This is a genomic window from Rhodococcus sp. RS1C4, from assembly GCF_002258225.1.
Lineage (GTDB): Bacteria > Actinomycetota > Actinomycetes > Mycobacteriales > Mycobacteriaceae > Rhodococcoides > Rhodococcoides fascians_E.
In genome coordinates, this window is the sequence record NZ_NOXZ01000004.1 from 1 (window position 1) to 18,723 (window position 18,723).

Here is an 18,723-nt window from a genome sequence, read left to right on the forward strand (position 1 = left end):
CCCACGCGGAAGTGCCAGGGGCGGGTATCCAGAAGCAAGGCAGCAAGATGTGTCGCGTCGGCATGAACGGCGAGATCATGGCCAGGGCTGGTTCGATGGTCGCCTACCAAGGCGATCTTCAGTTCGAGGCCAAAGGATCCGGCGGGCTCGGCCGTGCGCTGAAGCAGGCGCTGTCCGGAGAGGGCGTACCACTGATGAAAGTCTCGGGCCGCGGGGATCTGTTTCTCGCCAACGCGGCTCAGGACGTCCATCTGATCGACCTCGACGGTACCGACGGCCTCACGATCAACGGCGCCAACGTGCTGGCGTTCGAATCCAGCCTGTCCTACGACGTCAAACGCGTTCAAGGTGCTGCGTCCGGCGGTAACGCCGGCTTCTTCAACTGTGTGTTCACCGGGCGTGGGCGGATAGCGATCACGACCGACGGTGTGCCGGTGGTTCTCCAGGTGGATCAGCCCACTTTCGCGGACCCGCAAGCCGCGGTTGCCTGGTCGTCGAGCTTGTCCACCCGTGTGAAGAAGAACGATTCTTTCGGGCTTGGGACATTGATCGGGCGCAGCACCGGCGAGCGGTTCACCCTGGAGTTCGGCGGCCAGGGTTTCGTCGTGGTTCAACCGTCGGAACAGCCTCCGGGCGGTTTGATCGGTGGCAGCGGAAGCGGAGAGCAGGCGGGGGTCGGCGGGGCGTTGGGTGGTCTGCTCGGTCGGTGACCGGTGGCGGTGGGCACCGAAACCGATATCTCGGTACGGTTCACGGAGTGGGGAAAAAGTCCGAAGCACCAGGGGGTCGTGCTTGATCGAATTGCCGGCTGCAGCGCGCGACAACGACACTGACTGGTGGCGGACTCTACCGCTGGACAGGGTCACTCGGCTCCACGGCTCGACGTACCGGAGCCTCGCAGAGTCGGTGGATCCGCTTCCGCCGCCCGCGCCTGCGGTGACGTTCTATTCGTTGTCGTCCGTCCGTGTTTCCTCCGCGCCCTCGATCGTCGGCGAGGTAGTCGACGCGCTGGAATCGGCTGCGGTACAGCTGACGTCGCTTTGGCTTCCCGACGCAGGCTCGAGTTCGGGTTCGTCGCTCCTCGACCGGCACGCCGCGCGACTCGCTGCACGCAGAGTCGCTGCGTCGGGGCCACATTTCGGACCGTACCTGGCAGCTCTCGCCGACGCCGCCGTCGTCGGGAGTCCACCGCGGCCGCTCGCGTTTCCGATCGAGACACGGGCCGAGGGAGCGGCAGGAATCATCGCTGCCGCCCATGGTCGTGATGCATGCGCCTTGGTGGTCGACGTGACGGACTCTCACGACCCCACCGAGGTCGCCACCGCCGCCGAATGGCTGTGCGCCCACGGACGACTCGGGGTCTGGCTCACGGGCACCGGCTCACACACCGTCGACCGATTCCCCACCGTTCGAGTGGCGGCGCCCGCGGTCTCGGACACCGTGTCCACCGTCGTGGATCGAATCCGGCCGCTCGGCTATCCCCCAGTCGAAGGAAGCCCGCACCCGGGCAGCGTGCCCGAGACGACGCTGTACCGGATGCTCGACGCCTCCGACTGGGCTACAGGTCGCGAACACAATCGTTCGGTCAAACTCTCCGATCTGTCGCAACCGTTCACCGTCGACGTACTCTGGCGTGCCGAAAAGGTCGTGGCCGAGATCGATGGTGACGAACACCGTGCGGCAGTTCGATTCTCGCAGGACCGCTTGCGCGACAATCAACTTCAGACTCACGGTTACGTCGTGTTGCGTTTCACCAATGCTCATGTCGTATCCGACCCACAACAAGTGGTGGCGGCCATCCGCCGAGTAGTGACAGCACGACGATCGAGAGGGAATTGACCGATGAGCACCGCCGACCTGACTGGCACCGAGGCAGCCGTACTCCTCGTTCTCATGGCCGAAGCCACCGCGGTACCCAATCCACAGCTGAACAATCTCGGGCCCGAGCTGAAGAAGGCCTCTCGCGACAAGTTGACGAAGTCGGGCCTCATCGAAGTGGGCCGTGCCGGGAGGTCGATGACGCTCGAGTTGACCGACAAGGGTTGGAAGGCGTGTGCTGATCTGATGGGCACTGCGCCTCCCGCTCGTTCGTCGGGGCCGGGAAAGGCACTCTTCACCGTTCTCGCAGGCCTGCGTCGCTGGTTCGACGAATCCGACACCCGGCCCGCCGAGATCTTCTCGCCTCGTGCCGCGGCTGCATCGACGACGGCGAGCGACGCACCGACGGATCACGAGGTCGAAACACGGATCCGGGAGGTGTATGCGCGGCTGGTCAGGGAACCTGGCACCGCGGTCCGCTTGTCGCGCCTTCGACCGGAGCTGTCCGACATCCCCCGAGACGCGCTCGACGCGGCCCTGGCGCGGCTTCGCCGAGCCCCCGATGTATCGCTCATTCCCGAGGAGAATCAGAAAACGTTGACCGCAGAAGATCACGCCGCAGCCGTCGTCGTCGGCAACCAGCGCAATCACCTGATCGAGATCGAGCTGTGACCGCCGACCAACAGATCCGAGCGCTCGAGTCGGTCAGGCTGAGCTGGGCGCCCACACCGGACGATGTCTGGCGATCGCAGTCCAACGTTCATGTCCCTGGCATGCACGAGCGGGTGTTCGCCGAAGTCATGCGTGCCTACGACGATGCCGTGCACTCGGACGATGCCAGCCCGCTCGGCGTCGTGGTTCGCGGTCCTGCCGGCTCCGGTAAGACTCATCTCCTCGGTCAGGTGCGGGAGGAAGTTCAGGCGAAGGGCGGGTATTTCTTCCTCATCCGGCTCCTCGACGCCGCAGCATTCTGGCGGTCGACGCTCATGGGCATGTTGGACGACCTGATGCGGCCGTCGGGCGATGGGTCGGACAGCCAGCTCGCACTTCTGTTGAGGCGATTGACCGCCATCGCCGGACTGGCCGATTCAGAGCGCAGCAAGGTCATGGGCGAGTCGATGATCGACGCAGATACGTTGAACGCGTTCGTGACTGCGTTGTACAAGGCGCATCCTCGGCATCGTCGTACTTCGCAGCACACGCTGCGAGCGCTCGTGTTGTCCATCGCACCCGACTCGTCCGTCCAGGATCTGGGCGATGCGTACCTGCAGTCCATCGACGACGTCGATCCCGAAGAATTCTCCGAGTGGGGTATTCGCCGGGCCGAGCTCGGCCACCAGGGTATTGCGGAGAACATCTCGCGTTTGCTTGCGATCACCGGACCCACGGTGTTGGCGATCGACCAGATCGACACGCTCGTTGCGCAGGCCAGGACCGGAACCGATCAGGCATTCGCCGAAGCACAGGAGGACAAGGTCGTCGAGCACCTCGCTCACGGCCTGATGTCCCTACGCGAGACCCTGCCTCGAACGGCGTCGATCTTGTCGGCGCTGTCCAGTGCGTGGGAGCTGATCGCGGCGCGCGGCGTGGCGCCGGTGCAGGATCGCTTCCGGGTCATGCAACCGCTCAAGCCGATTCCGTCGTCGGAGGTCGGCCGTCTGCTTCTGGGCCGACGTCTCGCGGCGTGCTTCGACGAGGCGGGCTTCGCGCCTCCTCATCCGACGTGGCCGGTCGCTCCCGAGGCATTCGAACAGGCCCCGGACTTCACGCCGCGCCAACTTCTGATCGCGGTGGATCGGCACATTCGCCACTGCCTCGACACAGCCACGGCGTCGGAACTGACCAGCTTTGCGGACCGGAGCGGGGCGACGGCAACCACGTTGGTCGCTCCTGCGAGTGAGCTCCTGGCTCTCGACGAGCACTATGCGGACCTGGTGAACAACGCCGACGTGTCCGTGCCGTTGTCGCCCGACAGCGAAGATTCAGTCGTACCCGCCCTGCTGACCTCCGGTTTGACCGCGTGGATTCACGAACATCAGAGCTCCGACGACAGTCTCGCTCAGGATCCTCCGCCCAGTGGCAAGCCCGCCCTGCACGCTCGCCTTCGTCATACCGTCGACACCGACACCGACGACGAGGAGCACTGGTGCTTCCGCGCCGTCACGTCTCCCAACGCTCGGGCTGCACTCGCTCGCGTCGAACGCGCCGTCACCACGGCAGGACTTCACATCGACATGCCGCGGAGACGGCTGATCCTGATTCGTAACGAGCCGTGGCCGTCCGGGGCGAAAACCGCGCAAACCATCGCTGCGCTCCGACGCGCCGGTGGAGTCGAAGTTCGACTCGGCGACGACGATCGACGTGCGCTGACCGCGTTGGGCGTCCTGCTTGCGGAAAACGCGCCTGCCCTGACGTCGTGGCTCCTCGCCCGGAAACCGGCGCACTCCATAGATCTGTTCCGGACGGTTCTCCCCGAAGTGAGTGTCGTCGACGACGAGACTGCACTGATCGCACCGCCCGCCGCCGCTGACGGAAACGGAACGGCCGTTGTCGATACAGCGGCGGCCGACGCTGTTCCTCCTCGAGACCGCTCTGCAACCGAACCGAACAAGATCGTCATCGGCCAGGAAACCAGTACCAATGCCGACGTCACGGTCCCACTCGAAGCGCTACGCAAGCACACCGCGATCTTCGCCGGCTCCGGATCGGGAAAAACGGTGCTGATACGGAGACTGATCGAAGAATGTGCCCTGCAGGGTGTCTCGGCAATCGTTCTCGACGTGAACAACGACTTGGCCCGGCTCGGTACGCCCTGGCCCTCGGATGAACGAACCTGGCCGCCCGGTGACGAGAACAAGGCCGACGCCTACCTACGCAACACCGACATCGTGGTGTGGACGCCTCGCAAGTCAGCGGGTCGCCCGTTGAGTTTTCAGCCGCTCCCCGACTTCGCCAGCGTTGTCGGTGACGCGGACGAATTCGATGCCTCCGTCGAGTCTGCGCTGGCTGCGCTCGAACCCGCCGCGGGGGTCATTGGTTCCTCACAGAAGGCGAGGCACGGACGAGCCGTACTGCGCCAAGCGCTGGATGGTTTCGGAAGGCGTTCTCGAGGAGGCACACTCGGGGACTTCATCGACCTGCTCGAAGAGTTTCCCGAGGACGCGAGCGAGATGCGCGACGCGGTGCGCATCGCCGCAGGCCTCGCGGAGAACCTGAAGGCTGCGTCGGCCAACGATCCGATGTTCGCGGGCTCGGGAACGCCGATCGACCCGGCAGTGTTACTGACACCAGCCGACGGCAAGAAGGCTCGGGTCTCGGTCATCAACCTCTCGGGTTTGACGACCGACGAACAAAAGCACAGCTTCGTCAACCAGCTTCAAATGGGGCTGTTCGCGTGGATCAAGAAAAATCCGGCAGGCGATCGCCCCCTGGGCGGGTTGTTCGTCATGGACGAGGCTCAGAACTTCGCGCCATCGGATCGATCGACCCCGGCAACGCAGAGCACCTTGGCCCTCGCGTCGCAGGCGCGGAAGTACGGATTGGGGCTCGTGTACGCCACTCAGTCTCCGAAGGGGCTGCACAACCGCATAGCCGGCAACGCGTCGACCCAGTTCTACGGGTTGCTCAACAGCCCGTCCCACGTGGAGGCCGCCAAGGAGATGGCGCGGGTGAAGGGAGGACATGTTCCCGATGTCGGGCGCCTGCCCGCAGGGCAGTTCTACGCCGCGATCGAAGGGACGGAGTTCCGTCGCACCGCCACTCCCCTCTGCCTGACATACCACCCGAAGAGTCCGCCGACCGAAGAAGAGGTTCTGCTCATCGCGCGGGGCTGATGCGGAGTCCGAAGCAGCGAAACACGAAAAAGCCCACTTCCGAAGGGAAGTGGGCTTTTTCGCAGCAGTGAATGCTTACTTGGCCTTTTCGAGGACCTCGACCAGTCGCCAGTGCTTCGTGGCGGACAGCGGGCGGGTCTCCATGAGCTGAACGCGATCGCCTACGCCGGCGTCGCCCTTCTCGTCATGTGCCTTGACCTTGGTGGTCCGACGGATGACCTTGCTGTAGAGAGGGTGCTTGACCCTGTCTTCCAGCTCGACCACGATCGTCTTCTCCATCTTGTCGGATACGACGTATCCGATGCGGGTCTTGCGGTTGTTGCGTCCTTCAGTCACAGTCTTTTCCTCGCTCATGCCGCGTCACCTGCAGTGTCGTCGGCAGGACCTGTGGCCAGACCGAGCTCACGCTCACGCAGGACGGTGTAGATGCGCGCGATCTCGTGACGAACGGTGCGCAGTCGACGGTTGTTGTCCAGCTGGCCGGTAGCCATCTGGAAGCGAAGGTTGAACAGCTCTTCCTTCGACTCACGCAGCTTGGTGACCAGCTCTTCACCGGTGAGCTCGCGGAGCTCTGCGGCTGGGGTTCCGGTAGCCATCAGAACTGCTCCTCCCTGGTGATGATGCGTGCCTTCATCGGCAGCTTGTGGATTGCGCGCGTCAGGGCCTGACGTGCGACGGCCTCGTCGGGGAACGAGAGCTCGAAGAGCACGCGACCCGGCTTGACGTTCGCGACCCACCACTCGGGCGAACCCTTACCGGAACCCATTCGGGTCTCGGCAGGCTTCTTGGTGAGCGGACGGTCCGGGAAGATGTTGATCCAGACCTTGCCGCCACGCTTGATGTGGCGGGTGATCGCGATACGGGAGGCCTCGATCTGACGGTTGGTGATGTAGGCGGGCTCGAGAGCCTGGATGCCGTAGTCACCGAACGTCACGTGGTTGCCGCCCTTGGACGCACCCGATCGCTTCGGGTGGTGCTGCTTCCGGTGCTTGACCCGGCGTGGGATCAACATCGTCAGCCCTCCTGATTCGGCTCGGTCGAGGCCGGAGCCTCTGCGGATGCCGCACGGCCTGCCTCGGTGCTCGTCGCGGTGGTGCCCGAAGCACCGGAACGACGCGGACGCGAGGGACGCTCACGGCGCGGGCGATCGTTGCCTGCAGCAGGTGCAGCAGCGGCCAGTTCACGACGGCCACCGACGATGTCGCCCTTGTAGATCCAGACCTTCACGCCGATACGGCCGAAGGTGGTCTTTGCCTCGTACAAGCCGTAGTCGATGTCCGCACGGAGGGTGTGCAGGGGCACACGGCCTTCGCGGTAGAACTCCGAGCGAGACATCTCGGCGCCGCCGAGACGGCCGGAGCACTGGACACGGATGCCCTTGACGTTCGGCTGACGCATGGCCGACTGGATGGCCTTACGCATTGCACGACGGAAAGCGACGCGGTTGCTGAGCTGCTCTGCTACACCCTGGGCCACGAGCTGAGCCTCGGACTCGGCGTTCTTGACCTCGAGGATGTTCAGCTGGACCTGCTTGCCGGTCAGCTTCTCGAGAGCTCCGCGGATGCGGTCGGCCTCGGCGCCACGACGACCGATGACGATGCCCGGACGTGCCGTGTGGATGTCCACGCGAACACGGTCACGGGTGCGCTCGATCTCGACCTTCGCGATACCTGCGCGCTCCATGCCGGTGGCGAGGAGCTTGCGGATGGCGACGTCTTCCTTGACGTACTCCGAGTACTGCTTGTCTGCGTACCAGCGCGACTTCCAGTCAGTGGTGATACCCAAGCGGAAGCCGTGCGGGTTGATTTTCTGACCCACTACTGAGCCCCTTCCTTGGACGCCTGGCCCTTACGACGGTTACGACTTGTTCCGCCGGTCTTGGGCAGGCTCTCGACGATCACCGTGATGTGGCTGGTGCGCTTGCGGATCCGGAAAGCACGACCCTGAGCGCGCGGCTGGAAACGCTTGCCCGTCTTGCCCTCGTCGACGAACGCGGTCGCGACGATCAGCGTGCTGGGGTCGAGATCCAGGTTGTTCTCTGCGTTGGCCGCTGCGGAGGCGATCACCTTGGCGACCGGCTCGCTGGCTGCCTGCGGCGCGAACTTCAGGATGTTGAGCGCGTCCTCGACGGAGCGCCCGCGAACCAGATCCACGACGCGACGAGCCTTCATGGGCGTGACGCTGACGTGCTTCGCGACGGCCTTGGCAGTCGGGTTGGCGGTTTCGGTGTTGCTCATCGCCTCTTCGCCTTCCGGTCGTCCTTGATGTGACCCTTGAACGTGCGGGTCGGTGCGAACTCTCCGAGCTTGTGGCCGACCATCGAGTCGGACACGAACACCGGCACGTGCTTGCGACCGTCGTGGACGGCGAAGGTGTGACCGATGAAGTCGGGGAGAATTGTCGATCGACGGGACCAGGTCTTGATGACCTGCTTGGTTCCCTTGTCGTTCTGGACGTCAACCTTCGCGAGGAGGTGATCGTCTACGAACGGGCCTTTCTTCAGGCTGCGTGGCATTCTGAACTCCCTCCTAGCGCTTGTTCTTGCCGGTACGACGACGACGGACGATCAGCTTGTCGCTCGCCTTGTTCTTGCGGGTACGGCCTTCAGGCTGTCCCCAGGGGCTGACCGGGTGGCGTCCACCGGAGGTCTTGCCCTCGCCACCACCGTGCGGGTGGTCGACCGGGTTCATCACGACACCACGAACGGTCGGGCGCTTGCCCTTCCAACGCATACGGCCGGCTTTACCCCAGTTGATGTTCGACTGCTCGGCGTTGCCGACCTCGCCGACGGTTGCGCGGCAGCGCACATCGACGCGACGGATCTCGCCGGACGGCATACGCAGCGTCGCGTAGGGGCCTTCCTTACCGAGGAGCTGGATGCTCGCGCCGGCCGAACGTGCCATCTTCGCGCCGCCGCCCGGACGAAGCTCGACCGCGTGAACGGTCGTACCCGTCGGGATGTTGCGCAGCGGCAGGTTGTTGCCCGGCTTGATGTCGGCGCCTGCACCCTGCTCGATGGGCGAACCCTGAGCGATGCCCTTGGGGGCGACGATGTAGCGCTTCTCGCCGTCTGCGTAATGCAGCAGTGCGATGTTGGCGGTGCGGTTGGGGTCGTACTCGATGTGAGCGACCTTGGCCGGCACGCCGTCCTTGTCGTTGCGACGGAAATCGATCAGACGGTATGCACGCTTGTGACCGCCACCCTTGTGCCGGGTGGTGATACGACCGTGTGCGTTACGTCCACCGCGACCGTGCAGGGGGCGAATCAGCGACTTCTCGGGCGTGCTGCGAGTGATCTCCGCGAAATCGGAGACACTGGCGCCGCGGCGGCCCGGAGTGGTCGGCTTGTACTTACGGATTGCCATGAGTCTTCTCGTCCTTATATCCGAAGAGTCCCAGTCGCTTACGCGACCGGACCTCCGAAGATCTCGATGGGCTTGCTGTCGGCGGAGAGCGTCACGAGCGCGCGCTTGGTGTCCTTGCGCTTGCCGTAACCGGTGCGGGTCCGCTTGCGCTTGCCCTGACGGTTCTGCGTGTTGACGCTGGTCACGGTGACGTCGAAGATCTTCTCGACGGCAATCTTGATCTGCGTCTTGTTCGAATCCGGGTGCACCAGGAAGGTGTAGGTGCCTTCCTCGATCAGTCCGTAGGACTTCTCGGAGATGACCGGTGCAAGCAGGATGTCGCGGGGATCGGCGATGGTGGTCACTTGCTTCCCTCCTCGTTCTTCGCAGGCCCTGCGATGAACGTGTTCAGCGCTTCCACGCTGAAGACGACGTCATCGGCTTCGAGCACGTCGTACGTGTTGAGCTGATCGGGTGCGATGGGGTGCACGCCGTCCAGGTTCTGAACGCTCTTCCACGCTGCAACGTCCTCGCGGCCGACAACAAGAAGAAGCTTCTTGCGATCGGAGATCTCACCGAGGAAGGACTTCGCGACCTTGGTCGACGGAGTCTGTCCGGCAACCAGTTCGGTGATCACGTGCAGACGCTCGCTGCGAACCCGATCGGAGAGGGCGCCGCGCAGTGCAGCTGCCTTCATCTTCTTCGGGGTGCGCTGGCTGTAGTCGCGCGGCTGCGGTCCGTGGACCGTGCCTCCGCCGACGAACTGGGGAGCGCGAGTCGAGCCCTGACGAGCCCGGCCGGTGCCCTTCTGCCGGTACGGCTTCTTGCCGCCACCGCGAACCTCGCCACGAGTCTTCGTGGAGTGAGTTCCCTGACGAGCAGCAGCGAGCTGAGCCACGACGACCTGGTGCAGAAGCGCGATGTTGGCAGGCGCATCGAAGATCTCGGCGGGGAGATCGACGGTGCCGTTGGTCTTGCCGCCGGCTTCCTTGACGTCGAGCGTCAGGTTGGTCTTCTTCTCGAGGCTGGTCATGCCCGAGCACCACCCTTCAATGCAGACTTGACGATCACGACATTGCCGCGACGGCCCGGGATTGCTCCCTTGATCAAGAGCAGACCGTTCTCGCTGTCCACCTTGTGGACCGAGAGGTTCTGCGTGGTAACGCGGTCGCCACCCATGCGGCCGGACATACGCATTCCCTTGAAGACGCGACCGGGAGTGGCGCAACCGCCGATGGATCCCGGACGACGGTGCACGGCCTGGGCGCCGTGGCTTGCGCCCTGGCCCTTGAATCCGTGGCGCTTCATGGTGCCTGCGAAGCCCTTGCCCTTGCTGGTGCCGGTGACGTCGACGAAAGCGCCGTCCTCGAACACTGCAGCGGTGAGCTCCTGGCCGACCTCGAACTGCGAGGCGTCGGCGACGCGGATCTCCACGACATGGCGGCGAGGCGTGACGCCTGCCTTCTCGAACTGGCCGGTGGTCGGCTTGTTCACCTTGCGGGGATCGATCGCGCCGAAGGCGACCTGGACGGCGCTGTAGCCGTCGCGCTCCTGCGTGCGGATCTGGGTGACCACGTTGGGTCCGGCCTTGATCACGGTCACGGGAACGACGCGGTTGTTCTCGTCGAAGACCTGAGTCATTCCGAGCTTGGTGCCCAGAATGCCTGTGGCAGGCCGATTCTTGTTATCAGTCATCGTTGTCTCCGCGCTCACTGGATGTTGACGTCGACACTGGCAGGCAGATCGATGCGCATGAGCGCGTCGACCGTCTTCGGCGTCGGGTCGAGGATGTCAATGAGCCGCTTGTGAGTACGCATCTCGAAGTGTTCGCGCGAATCCTTGTACTTATGGGGCGAACGGATGACGCAGTACACGTTCTTTTCGGTCGGCAACGGCACCGGTCCGACGACGCGGGCACCCGTACGGGTGACCGTCTCGACGATCTTGCGCGCTGACGCGTCGATCGCCTCGTGGTCGTAGGCCTTGAGCCTGATGCGGATCTTTTGTCCCGCCACGCTTAGTGTCCTTTTCTTGCCGCTTGTCGTGAAGCCGGCCTTGTGGCCTGCTCCACCTCGTCTGCACAGTCCCCGAGCCGCTCGGCGAAAACCGAAGAGACTCGAACTGCCCTCGTGCTCACACGACGAACCGAACGTTGGCGATCAGGAAAGACCCGATCCGTTGCCGCTGTTCATCTGTCATGGTTCTCCGGTCCACGCGGTCGGGCGTGTCGTATTTCTACTGACACTTCTTTCCGCTTGCTCTTCTTCGATGACCGGGTGCGCGAGGCGTTCCTTCATCTCCGAGCCGGCAAACCGAACGCACTCACGCGGAGTGCTGGTCCTGTTCTGCTCTTACCTGGCGCAGGCCGCACGAAAGCGCGTCCCGTGTCCAGGCAACCCGACCAGTATGCCGTAGACCGCGCCGGAGCACAAATCCCTCCCTATGCGCATTCGCCGCTCGCACCTTACTCGGCAGTAAGATGCGAGTATGACCGCCACCAGTACTACCTACGGCCTGTGGAAGAAGCTCCCCGACAACGTCGTCGGGCAGACGATCTTCTCGATCGGCATGTGTCTCAGGGTCCCGTACTTCGGATCCGTCCTCCCCCGCGTGAAGTCCCTCGAGCCAGGTCGTTGCGAGGTGACTGCCCCGAAGTGGTGGGGAATCAGGAACCACTTGGGCACATTTCACGCGATCGCCGCGTGCAATCTCGCCGAGGTGGCCATGGGCATGCTCGCCGAAGCGACGGTGCCACCGACGCATCGCTGGATCCCGAAGGAGATGACGGTGCGCTATCTGACCAAGGCCACCACATCACTGACCGCGGTAGCCCTGCTCGATTCACCCGATTGGGCAACCGTCACGGAGGGTTCGGACGTCGTCGTGCCCGTGTCGATTCGCGACAGCGCCGGAGTCGAGGTCGTCCACGCGAACATCACCATCTGGATCTCCGCCGCGAGCCGACAGCGGTGATACTCGACGAATGAAGTCGTATGACGCTGTCGTGGTCGGTGGCCGTGGAGCCGTCGGCACCCTTCTGGCCGGGCTCCTCGTCTCCGACGGGCTGTCCGTCGTCACCGTGGATGTCGACGCAACCGGCGATCCGCAGCACGGCTGTGACCATGTGCAGGGCAACATCGTCGATCCGGACGACACTCTCCGCGAGTTGTTGGCGTCGACGACCGTCGTCGTCCTGGCGGTCCCGGAATCGGTAGCTCTTGCCGCGCAGGTACCGGATTCCGGCCGGGACATACTGCTGGTCGAAACACTGTCGGTGAAGTCCCGATTCGCCTCCTCGGTCGAGGCTCGGTGGACGCAGGCCTCCGTGCTCGGTATCAATCCGATGTTCGCTCCGTCCCTCGGGATGGACGGACGCCCTGTCGCGGCGGTCGTCCACCGGGACGGCCCCCGCGTCGGCGAATTTCTTGCTCGTCTCGAAACGTGGGGCGGGCTGATCGTGCGAGTGAACGCCGACGAGCACGACCGGGTGGCTGCCGCAACGCAGGCTCTGACCCACGCTGCTGTGCTGGCGTTCGGATCTGCTCTCGCCTCGCTCGACGTCGACCCGGCGCTCGTGCACGCTCTCGCCCCTCCCCCTGCTCGTACCGCCTTGGCATTACTGGCTCGGGTGACGGGCGGTGAACCGGAGGTCTACTGGGATGTGCAATCCGGAAACCCCCATGCGGTGACCGCGCGGTCCGCGCTGGCGTCGGCGATGTCCGAGTTGAATTCGGTCGTCGAGGACGGCGTAGTGCCTGACTTCGAGAAGTTCCTCGATCGCGCCGAGTCGGGCCTACCCGATCCCGCCGGATACGCGGCTCTCTGCGCTGCACTCTTCGGTATCGTGCGAGAACAAGGACGTGAGGAGAACCGGTCATGATCGACAATCCATCACTGCCCGAGTTCGACCCGGATGATCCAGTGGAGAGCGCGATCGTGTCGAGGCTGGCCGGCAACTGGGCCAATCGGGCCACGGTCAAGAAGCCCGAACCCGATCTGGACGACCTGTTCGATCATGCCAAGCACGACTTCCCGGAAGCTCTGATCCCGTTTGCGGAACACGACGTGTACCTCTCGCTGCCGGACGAGAAGCGGAAACGGATCCGGGCCTGGGGCTGGATCGCGTTCAACAAGAACGTCATGGACGTGGAACAGCACGTGGTCAATCCGGGCTTCTCACTCCTTGCCCAGGACGTGTTCGACACCGGAATGGGTGACGTCCTCGCGATCGCTGTCACGCAGGCGATGGTCGACGAGCAGTACCACACCCTCATGCACCTGAACGCGAGCGCGCTCACCCGTCGTCAGCGCGGATGGGCGATGCCCGAGCGACAACTCCCGTTCAGCGCGACAGTCCGTGCCCAACGCGCCGCGCAGCTCGGTGCGGCGAACTCCGGAGCTGCTGCATTGAGCGCCCTCGCGTACACGACTGTCGCGGAGATCTCGATAACCTCCTACCTGGACTTGATCGAGGACGACGACATCATCCAACCGGTGAATCGCGCAACGGTGAAGCTCCACAATCGCGACGAGTACTGCCATGCCTCGATCGCCGACGAGATGGCCAAGATCGTCTTCGGCACACTGGACGACGGCGATCGGAGAGTGTTCCTCGACGGCCTCGCCCAGGGCATGAGAGCGTTCTCGGGCACGGACTTCTCGACGTGGGAAGCTATTCTTCGAGCCGAGAAGATCGACGGCTTCGAGACAATGCTTCGAGACATCGTCGACGACGGGAGCCGGGATCACCTCGTCCAGGACTACAGCGGCATTCGATCACTGTGCCGCGAACTGGACGTCGAGGACGAAATAGGAATCGAGTGGTCGTGAGCGATGTGAAATCGCCATCTTTCCCGGCAGGTAACATTTCGGTCCGGTGCCTGGATTGAACTGACGGGTACGCGCTCACCGAATCTCGCCTTCCGAAGAATCCGACTGCACCACCGACCGCACGGAGTATCGATGCCCTTTCCCGAGGACGTAGCTGTACTGGTCGAAGACGTCCACAAATCTTTCGACGACGTGCACGCCCTCCGAGGCATCAGCTTCTCGGCTCCCAAGGGGACCGTTCTCGGAATACTCGGCCCCAACGGCGCTGGTAAGACGACCACGGTCAAAGTTCTGGCGACACTGATCAAACCGGACACCGGCAGGGCACTCGTCGCGGGCCACGACGTCGTGACCGATGCACCTGCGGTCCGCAGGTCCATCATGATGACGGGCCAGTACGCCGCCCTCGACGACACTCTGTCCGGACGGGAGAACATCGAGCTGTTCGGTCGACTGATGGGCCTGGACAAGAAGGCGTCGAAGGCCCGCGCCCACGCGTTGCTCGAGGAATTCGACCTGGCGGACACCGGCAAACGACCGGTGCGCGGATACTCCGGTGGAATGCGCCGCCGCATCGACATCGCATGTGGTCTGGTCGTTCGTCCGGAGGTCGTGTTTCTCGACGAACCGACGACGGGGCTGGATCCGCGCAGCCGTCAGGGCGTCTGGTCACTGGTCGAGGCACTCAAAGCGCAGGGCATCACCGTGCTGCTCACCACGCAGTACCTGGAGGAAGCCGACGTTCTGAGCGACAACATCATCGTCATCGACAAGGGAACGGTGATCGCGGAGGGAACGTCGGATCAGCTCAAGGCGATGACGGGAGGCAACTTCTGTGAAGTTGTCCCGGTCGATCCGAATCGCCTGCCGGAGGTTGTGAGGATTCTGGGCGAATTGGTGCCCGGCGTCGTGGCACGGGAACTCGCGCCCGGCGCAGACCGCGTCTCCATCCCTGCTCCGGACGGTGCTGCCACTTTGTCCGAGGTTCTTCGTCGAATCGACCATGCAGGCATTCCCTTGGCGGACATCGCACTGCGCCGGCCGTCTCTGGACGACGTCTTTCTCTCCCTGACCGGCCACTCCAACACCGCCGCCACGCAGTGACCACGACTTCTCGAGACTCGACAGTGGCTGCTGCCTCGACCTCGGCAACGCCGACCGGCCGCACCCGTGCCAAGGCTCGTTTCGAGCCCTCGGGGTTCGTACAGTGGAAAGTCCTCACCGCGCGGACAGTCCGAACCATGGTCCGCAAAGGTGAGCTGTTCATCGCAGTCCTCGCACCCCTGATCTTCACGCTGGGCTTCTTCCTGCCGCTGAAGTTCGTCATGCAGTTCCAGGGGATCGACTACGCGCAGTTCCTCATGCCGATCATCGTTCTGCAGGCAATGGCGTTCACTGCGATTTCCTCGGCGCAGCGAGCCTCGACGGAGACCCTGACGGGTCTGTCCACCCGCCTGAAGACCATGCCGGTCGTCATCGGCGCTCCTCTCATGGCACGAATGACGAGTGCGTTCCTCCGGTCGACGGTGACTCTGACTGCCGCTCTGATCTACGGGCACGTCATCGGGTTTCGATTCAGCGCGGGGTTCGACCAGGCCGTCATGTTCGGCGCCATGGCGCTGGCAATCAGTACCGTGCTGTCCTTCGGCGCCGATGCGATCGGAACTCTCTCGAAGAGCCCGGAAGCCACCAGTCAGGCGCTGACGTTGCCGCAGTTGATCCTGGGTATGGCGTCGACAGGGTTCGTTCCGGAGTCCGGCTTTCCCGAGTGGATTCGCCCGTTCGTGCGTAATCAGCCGATTTCACAGTTCGCGGCAGCGATGAGGGACATGGCCGACGGGACAGTCCAGCTGTCGGTCGTGCTCCCCGCCGTTCTCTGGATCGTCGGCCTTACCCTTGTGCTCGTTCCACTTGCCCTGTGGGCGAGCCTGCGACGGAGAGACTGATCATGACCGACATTCAGCCGCGCGCCGCTACCCGTGAGACGTTCGGGTTTCCGGAGCCCACGACGATGCTGCCGGAGTCGTCGGCACGTGCTCTGTTCGTCCACAGCACCATCCAGTGCACTCGCTTGCTCAAGCGTTGGTCGAGAGACCCTACGACCATGATTCAGGCCATGCTCTACCCGGCATTGATGCTTCTGATGTTCCGAGTGGTACTCGGGGACTCGATTTCGATGGCCACCGGGCAGCCCGCCGTGTACGGCCAGGTGCCTCTCATCGTGCTCATCGGCGCAATGTTCGGCTCCATCGTCAGTGCAGTGGGCCTCAAGCAAGAACGCATGAACGGGTTGCTGCCGCGTTTCTGGACTCTGCCCACCCACCGTGCAGCCGGATTGGTGGGTCGGATGATGGCCGAGGCCGTGCGTGTGTTCGTGACCACGCTGGTGATCATCGCCATGGGGTTCGCGCTCGGATTCCGGCTCAACCAGGGCTTGCTGGCCGGACTGGGCCTCGTGCTTCTACCCATCGCGTTCGGGATCGGGTTCGCGGTCCTGGTGACGTTTCTGGCCACCGTGTCACGAGACGCGCCGCTGGTCGAGTTGGTCTCGATTCTGTGCACTCTGCTGCTCTTCTTCAACTCCGGGTTCGTGCCGGTGGCGGCGTACCCGACTTGGCTGCAGCCTGTGGTTGCAGCGCAGCCCATGTCGTGTGCGGTGGATGCGATGCGTGCCTTCGCTCTGGGCGGACCGACACTGACGCCCGTCCTGCAGACTCTCGCGTGGTCCTTCGGTCTGGTGATCGTGTTCCTCTACCCGGCCATCCGCGGTTACCGTCAGGCGTCCAGTTCCGCCTGAGCAGTTTTCTTTTATGCTGTCGATATGACAATCGACGCGCACCGAACTGTTCGCCCGACTGTTTCCGTCGTAATTCCGATGAATGGAATTATCAGCCAACTCGACGAACAACTCGACGGATTGGCACAGCAAAATTATTCGGGGGAATTCGAAGTCGTAGTAGCCGACAACGGAGTCGGCGATTTACTGAGGCGCCACATATCCGACCATTCGCTCAATACTCGTATGAAAATTCAGTACATCGACGCTTCCGAGCAGGCAGGTGTGTCGTTCGCCCGAAACTGCGGCGCACGGCACGCGTCGGGCGAATTTCTCGCCTTCTGTGATGCGGACGACATAGTCCACGAGAACTGGATCAGTTCACTTGTCGGCTTCGCGCAGGATTTCGACGTCGTCGGAACGGCTGTGGAGACCGCGGGAATCAACACCGCGAAGGCAATGTCCTGGACGCCGTCCATGCCCGCCGAGCGGCAGGGACGGACCACGTTTCTGCCTCACGCCATCGGCGCCAGCATGGGGGCCTGGACGGGCGTGTGGCGTGACCTGGGAGGGATGGACACCTCCTATCACGCCAGCGAGGACGTCGAGTTCTGCTGGCGAGCACAATTGGCCGGGTACACCTTCGGATTCCTACCGGTGGCCGAGGTCGCCTACAGGCTGCGCGAAGAGTTGCGGCCATTGCTTCGGCAGTCCTACAAGCTGGGGTACGGATTCGCGAGGCTGCAGGGCGAATACCGCGCCCGAGGCTGCCCTCCGGTCAGCGTTCGGCGGGTCGCTTACTGGTGGACGCTACTGATACTGGGAAATCCTCTGGTTCCCTCATTCGTCACCAAAGTTTCACGCGGCCAATGGGCACGAGCGGTTGCCGCGCATGCCGGTGAGGTGCGTGGAGGCTTGAAATATCACACTTTCGGCTGGTAGCCATTTGCATTTACCCGCATGTCTCGTAATGCTGGGTAGATGTGCCGATCCGACGGGCGACAATTGTCGCTCTCTCCGATGACGGCATCGGACGCGCTTCTGCTGGACACAGAACTGGTCGAAGCGACCTGAAGCAAACTGCAGGGGATGGACGAACCGCAGTGGACCAACCAACAAGGAGCAAGCAGTTGAACGCATGCGTACGACGCGGCCGAGCTTTCTTCACGACGCGGTCACTACGTGCACTCGTTTCAATGTGTGCCCTGGTCGGACTCGCTGCTGTGATCGGCGCACCGACTGCGTCCGCGCAGCCGGGAGTCGAACCGGAGCCGTTGTCCCTGGAGCGCATGGGTACGCCTCCCGAAGGCGCGAACGACTTCTCGTGCAAGCCCTCCGAAGCGCATCCTCGCCCGGTCATCCTGGTCCACGGAACCGACACCGACATGCAGGAGAGCTGGCCGAAACTTTCGCCCGAGCTCGCTGGTCAGGGCTACTGCGTGTTCGCTCTCAACTACGGCGCGATGCCGGTGATGTGGGACCACAGTCGCCTCGTCTGGGGAATCGACGACATCGAGCAGTCAGCGAGCGAGCTCGGCCAATTCGTCGACTTGGTCCTGTCGAGCACCGGCGCTTCCCAGGTCGATCTCGTCGGACATTCGCAGGGAGGCACGGTCTCGCGGCAGTACCTCAAGTTCAACGGTGGTGCCGATGCATCCGACGCGTCGCGCAGCAAGGTGAACCAGGTCATCACTCTCGGCGCCACCAACCACGGAACCAGCTTCAACGGGCTGCAGCAGCTGTACCTCCTCGCGGCATCGTTCGGGCTTCCCCGCGATCTGACGTCGCAACTGGTGTTCGGAATCGCGGGCACACAACAGCTCATCGGTTCGCCCTTGTTGAAGAAGCTCAACGCCGGTAGCGAAGTCATGCCCGGTGTCGAGTACACCGTGATCGCAACCCGCAAGGACGAGGTCGTGACGCCTCCGGAGCGAACCTTCCTGAACGACGGCGGTACCGGCCAGGTGAAGAACGAGTGGGTCCAGGACATCTGCCCCGGCAACACGGCGTCGCACATGGGTCTGACGCGTGATCCGGATGTGTTCTACATGATCAGTCGCGCGTTGGATCCCACGTACCCGGACTCGCACCCCTTGGAGTGCGCTCCACAGTCCTGACCCGC

23 protein-coding genes are annotated in these 18,723 nt (G+C 63.6%); 12 read left to right on the forward strand and 11 right to left on the reverse strand.

Annotation, left to right across the window (positions count from 1 at the left end; genetic code table 11):
- The 4 genes from CH289_RS00530 to CH289_RS00545 all read left to right on the forward strand — a co-directional run.
- The coding region (locus tag CH289_RS00530; RefSeq protein WP_143545021.1) for an AIM24 family protein at positions 1–710 on the forward strand (710 nt) is incomplete at its 5' end.
- Positions 711–792: 82 nt separating this feature from the next.
- Positions 793–1,839, forward strand: a complete 1,047-nt coding sequence (locus tag CH289_RS00535) for an endonuclease domain-containing protein (RefSeq protein WP_020111158.1) — start codon at positions 793–795, stop codon at positions 1,837–1,839.
- Between the two features lie 3 nt (positions 1,840–1,842).
- On the forward strand, positions 1,843–2,490 hold the full coding sequence (locus CH289_RS00540) for a hypothetical protein (protein WP_020111159.1): 648 nt from the start codon (positions 1,843–1,845) through the stop codon (positions 2,488–2,490).
- A complete protein-coding gene (locus CH289_RS00545) occupies positions 2,487–5,651 on the forward strand; it encodes a helicase HerA domain-containing protein (protein ID WP_094708201.1) in 3,165 nt (1,054 codons plus the stop codon). The genes CH289_RS00540 and CH289_RS00545 overlap by 4 nt, the downstream gene beginning before the upstream one ends.
- A gap of 75 nt (positions 5,652–5,726) precedes the next feature.
- On the opposite strand, the gene rpsQ is transcribed toward CH289_RS00545, so the two are convergent.
- The 11 genes from rpsQ to rpsJ are packed head-to-tail and all read right to left on the reverse strand — an operon-like array spanning position 5,727 to position 11,010.
- Positions 5,727–6,005, reverse strand: coding sequence for a 30S ribosomal protein S17 (gene rpsQ, locus CH289_RS00550; protein ID WP_019663552.1), 279 nt, complete (start codon positions 6,003–6,005; stop codon positions 5,727–5,729).
- Positions 6,002–6,247 (reverse strand): 50S ribosomal protein L29, encoded by a 246-nt coding sequence (rpmC, locus tag CH289_RS00555; protein WP_019663551.1) that lies wholly within the window; start codon positions 6,245–6,247, stop codon positions 6,002–6,004. Before rpmC ends, rpsQ begins: the two co-directional genes overlap by 4 nt.
- A complete protein-coding gene (gene rplP / locus CH289_RS00560; RefSeq protein ID WP_019663550.1) occupies positions 6,247–6,663 on the reverse strand; it encodes a 50S ribosomal protein L16 in 417 nt (138 codons plus the stop codon). Before rplP ends, rpmC begins: the two co-directional genes overlap by 1 nt.
- 2 nt (positions 6,664–6,665) lie before the next feature.
- Positions 6,666–7,469, reverse strand: coding sequence for a 30S ribosomal protein S3 (rpsC, locus tag CH289_RS00565; protein ID WP_019663549.1), 804 nt, complete (start codon positions 7,467–7,469; stop codon positions 6,666–6,668).
- Positions 7,469–7,888, reverse strand: a complete 420-nt coding sequence (rplV, locus tag CH289_RS00570; protein ID WP_019663548.1) for a 50S ribosomal protein L22 — start codon at positions 7,886–7,888, stop codon at positions 7,469–7,471. The genes rpsC and rplV overlap by 1 nt, the downstream gene beginning before the upstream one ends.
- Positions 7,885–8,166 carry a 30S ribosomal protein S19 gene (gene rpsS / locus CH289_RS00575; RefSeq protein WP_008718309.1) on the reverse strand — a complete coding sequence of 94 codons (282 nt, stop codon included), beginning with the start codon at positions 8,164–8,166 and terminating at the stop codon, positions 7,885–7,887. The genes rplV and rpsS overlap by 4 nt, the downstream gene beginning before the upstream one ends.
- 13 nt (positions 8,167–8,179) lie before the next feature.
- Positions 8,180–9,016 carry a 50S ribosomal protein L2 gene (gene rplB, locus CH289_RS00580; protein ID WP_019663547.1) on the reverse strand — a complete coding sequence of 279 codons (837 nt, stop codon included), beginning with the start codon at positions 9,014–9,016 and terminating at the stop codon, positions 8,180–8,182.
- 38 nt (positions 9,017–9,054) lie between these two features.
- Positions 9,055–9,360, reverse strand: coding sequence for a 50S ribosomal protein L23 (gene rplW / locus CH289_RS00585; RefSeq protein ID WP_019663546.1), 306 nt, complete (start codon positions 9,358–9,360; stop codon positions 9,055–9,057).
- Positions 9,357–10,028 carry a 50S ribosomal protein L4 gene (gene rplD / locus CH289_RS00590; RefSeq protein WP_019663545.1) on the reverse strand — a complete coding sequence of 224 codons (672 nt, stop codon included), beginning with the start codon at positions 10,026–10,028 and terminating at the stop codon, positions 9,357–9,359. The genes rplW and rplD overlap by 4 nt, the downstream gene beginning before the upstream one ends.
- The gene (rplC, locus tag CH289_RS00595) at positions 10,025–10,690 is read right to left on the reverse strand and encodes a 50S ribosomal protein L3 (RefSeq protein ID WP_026347512.1); all 666 of its coding nucleotides are present in this window, start codon (positions 10,688–10,690) and stop codon (positions 10,025–10,027) included. Before rplC ends, rplD begins: the two co-directional genes overlap by 4 nt.
- Before the next feature lie 14 nt (positions 10,691–10,704).
- A complete protein-coding gene (gene rpsJ, locus CH289_RS00600) occupies positions 10,705–11,010 on the reverse strand; it encodes a 30S ribosomal protein S10 (protein ID WP_003938093.1) in 306 nt (101 codons plus the stop codon).
- A gap of 472 nt (positions 11,011–11,482) precedes the next feature.
- On the opposite strand from rpsJ, the gene CH289_RS00605 reads away from it, so the two are divergent.
- The 8 genes from CH289_RS00605 to CH289_RS00640 all read left to right on the forward strand — a co-directional run bounded on the left by CH289_RS00605 (position 11,483) and on the right by CH289_RS00640 (position 18,718).
- A complete protein-coding gene (locus CH289_RS00605; RefSeq protein WP_020111161.1) occupies positions 11,483–11,968 on the forward strand; it encodes a hotdog fold domain-containing protein in 486 nt (161 codons plus the stop codon).
- Between the two features lie 10 nt (positions 11,969–11,978).
- On the forward strand, positions 11,979–12,875 hold the full coding sequence (locus CH289_RS00610; RefSeq protein WP_020111162.1) for a prephenate dehydrogenase dimerization domain-containing protein: 897 nt from the start codon (positions 11,979–11,981) through the stop codon (positions 12,873–12,875).
- The gene (locus CH289_RS00615; protein ID WP_094726973.1) at positions 12,872–13,825 is read left to right on the forward strand and encodes an AurF N-oxygenase family protein; all 954 of its coding nucleotides are present in this window, start codon (positions 12,872–12,874) and stop codon (positions 13,823–13,825) included. The genes CH289_RS00610 and CH289_RS00615 overlap by 4 nt, the downstream gene beginning before the upstream one ends.
- A 132-nt stretch (positions 13,826–13,957) precedes the next feature.
- Positions 13,958–14,929, forward strand: coding sequence for a daunorubicin resistance protein DrrA family ABC transporter ATP-binding protein (locus CH289_RS00620; RefSeq protein WP_020111164.1), 972 nt, complete (start codon positions 13,958–13,960; stop codon positions 14,927–14,929).
- Entirely contained in the window at positions 14,926–15,771 is an 846-nt protein-coding gene (locus CH289_RS00625; RefSeq protein ID WP_027498699.1) for an ABC transporter permease, read from the forward strand. Before CH289_RS00620 ends, CH289_RS00625 begins: the two co-directional genes overlap by 4 nt.
- Before the next feature lie 2 nt (positions 15,772–15,773).
- The gene (locus tag CH289_RS00630; protein ID WP_027498700.1) at positions 15,774–16,622 is read left to right on the forward strand and encodes an ABC transporter permease; all 849 of its coding nucleotides are present in this window, start codon (positions 15,774–15,776) and stop codon (positions 16,620–16,622) included.
- Positions 16,623–16,646: 24 nt separating this feature from the next.
- The gene (locus tag CH289_RS00635) at positions 16,647–17,543 is read left to right on the forward strand and encodes a glycosyltransferase family 2 protein (RefSeq protein ID WP_020111167.1); all 897 of its coding nucleotides are present in this window, start codon (positions 16,647–16,649) and stop codon (positions 17,541–17,543) included.
- Between the two features lie 254 nt (positions 17,544–17,797).
- Positions 17,798–18,718, forward strand: coding sequence for a lipase family alpha/beta hydrolase (locus tag CH289_RS00640; RefSeq protein ID WP_020111169.1), 921 nt, complete (start codon positions 17,798–17,800; stop codon positions 18,716–18,718).
- Positions 18,719–18,723: the final 5 nt, after the last annotated feature.